This is a genomic window from Frankia sp. AiPs1, from assembly GCF_023716945.1.
In the GTDB taxonomy this organism is placed as follows: Bacteria; Actinomycetota; Actinomycetes; order Frankiales; family Frankiaceae; genus Frankia.
This window is the reverse complement of record NZ_JAMQQF010000790.1, coordinates 1-2,060: the sequence shown is the minus strand read 5'-3', so window position 1 is coordinate 2,060 and position 2,060 is coordinate 1. Positions and strand designations below refer to the sequence as shown.

Sequence of the window (2,060 nt, the reverse complement as noted above, 5' to 3'; positions counted from 1 at the left end):
GGTTCGGACCGCGTCGCACGGCGGTTGCCGCGGGCGCCGGCGCGCTGGGCGTCGTCCCGTGGGTGCTGGCCGGGCCGGGCGACTTCGTCGACGACGCCGTCTGGACGAACCTGCATTACCGGGTGCTCGGTCATTCCCTGTCCGTACCGGGCTGGGCGTCCCACTTCGGGGTGACGCTCGGCTTCGCGCCGGCCGCGGTGGCGCTGGTCGCCGCCTACGCCGTCGCCTGGCGGGCGCGCGGTGACGCCACCGGGTTCTGCCTCGGCGCCGCGCTGGTCCTGCTCGCCGGCAACCTGATGAACAAGCAGACGTTCTTCAACCACTACACGCTGCCGATGGCTCTGCTGGTCCTCGCCGCCGCGGCCCTCGGTTGCGGCCGCGGCGGCCCGGTTGCCGGCGTGCCCGCCCAGGCCGGCGCCGATCAGCGCAGGATCGATCAGGGCGGGGTCGGTCAGGGCGGGGTCGGTCAGGGCGGGGTCGGTCAGCGCAGGGTGGAGAAGCGTTCCAGCGACGCGCCCTCGTAGAGATCGCGGCGCTCGACCTGGACGGTCCGGTCGCGCAGGGTCGCGAGCTGGTCGGACAGCACCGCGCAGGCACCTTCCAGGAACCGGTACCCGTCGGCGCGCACCAGCAGCACCGCGTGGTCGGGGCCGGCGAGTTTGTTGACCTCGGCGGCGAACGTCGTGCCGTTGGCCCGCTGCATCCGGCTGGCGTAGTCGACCCAGTCGACGAGCGCCGGGCCGGTACTGTCCGCGTACACGATCTCTCGGACGGTCAGCGGGCCGTGTCGGACCAGCGCCCGGTGCACGGCCGGCCCGAGCTGGTCGGGGCAGTAGGCCACCACGTCGCCCGGCCGGGCGAGCGCGACGATCCGTCCGGCGACCTCGCCCGCCTGGGTGCGTTCGGTGCGGGCGAGCTGCCAGCCGCCGACGAGCCCGCTGAACACGGCCACGACCAGCACGATCGCCCGCACCCGCGTGCCCGGGAGCTGGGCGATGCCCAGGGAGGCCAGCAGCAGGCAGGCCGGCAGGGCGATGCCGGTGTACCGCTCGGCGTACGCGCTGCCGCCGAACATGTTCACGAAGTACGCCAGCACCAGCGGCAACAGCCAGATTGCCGCCAGGTAGCGGCCCGGCACCCGGCCGGTCACCCTGACGGTGAGCTCCCGGCGGCCGACCGGCCGGGCGGTCAGGCCGATCAGCGCCCCGCCGAGCAGCACCACCCCGAGCAGCGCTCCCGTCGACTGCGGCCCCGCCCAGTCGAACACCGTGTCGAGCAGCACCTGGGCCTGCACCTTCGGCGCCCACGGGGTGCCGGTGTGCAGCATCTGGAACAGGAATGACGGCATCCACGGGGCGAACAGCGCCGCCGAGGCCGCCATCGCCGCGAACGCCCGCAGCGTGACCCGGCGGTAGTGCGGGCGGCGGCGAGCCTGCACCAGCAGGAACGCCGCCACCGTGAAGATCACGAGGAACGTCCAGTAATGGGTGTAGACCAGCGCCGCCGTGGCCAGCGTCAGCGTCGCCAGCCGGGGCAGGGTCGAGCGTTCCAACGCGCGCACCGCCGCGAACCCGAACACCAGCACCAGCAGCACGACCAGCGAGTACATCCGGGTCTCGCTGCCATAGCGGATGGCGTACGGGGAGCAGGCGAACATCAGCAGCGTCGCCACGCCCACCCACGTCGGGGCGTCCCGCTCGCCGTTGCCGGCGGTGAAAGCGATGCGCCCCACCCGGCGTCCGGCGAGCCACGCCAGCGGAAGCGTGAGCAGCGACAACACGCCCGACAGGGCTCGGACCGCGATGTCGCCGTCACCGAAGACGCGGATCCAGCCGTGCAGCAGCAGGTAGTACAACGGCGGTGAGCCGTCGTGGCGCAGCGCGTGGAGCAGGTCCGGCACCGGCCGGGAGGCGATCGCGACGGTCAGCGACTCGTCGAGCCACAGGTGGCTCGGCGTGGCGAACCGCATGACCGCGCCGACGGCCACCGCGACCGCGACGGCGGCCAGCAGCAGCCGCGGGACCAGCGGCACCCCCCAGGCCCTCGCCGCGCGCCCCAGC

The 2,060-nt window shown here is 73.8% G+C and carries 1 protein-coding gene and 1 pseudogene; one reads left to right on the top strand and one right to left on the bottom strand.

Going from position 1 to position 2,060, the window contains the following annotated elements:
- A pseudogene (locus ND748_RS30685) lies at window positions 1-524 on the top strand (glycosyltransferase); the annotation flags it as partial.
- Here ND748_RS30685 and ND748_RS30680 read toward each other — a convergent pair.
- Window positions 482-2,060: glycosyltransferase family 39 protein (locus tag ND748_RS30680; RefSeq protein ID WP_251749786.1), on the bottom strand; the 1,579-nt coding region annotated here is incomplete at its 5' end. The pseudogene ND748_RS30685 and the gene ND748_RS30680 overlap by 43 nt on opposite strands.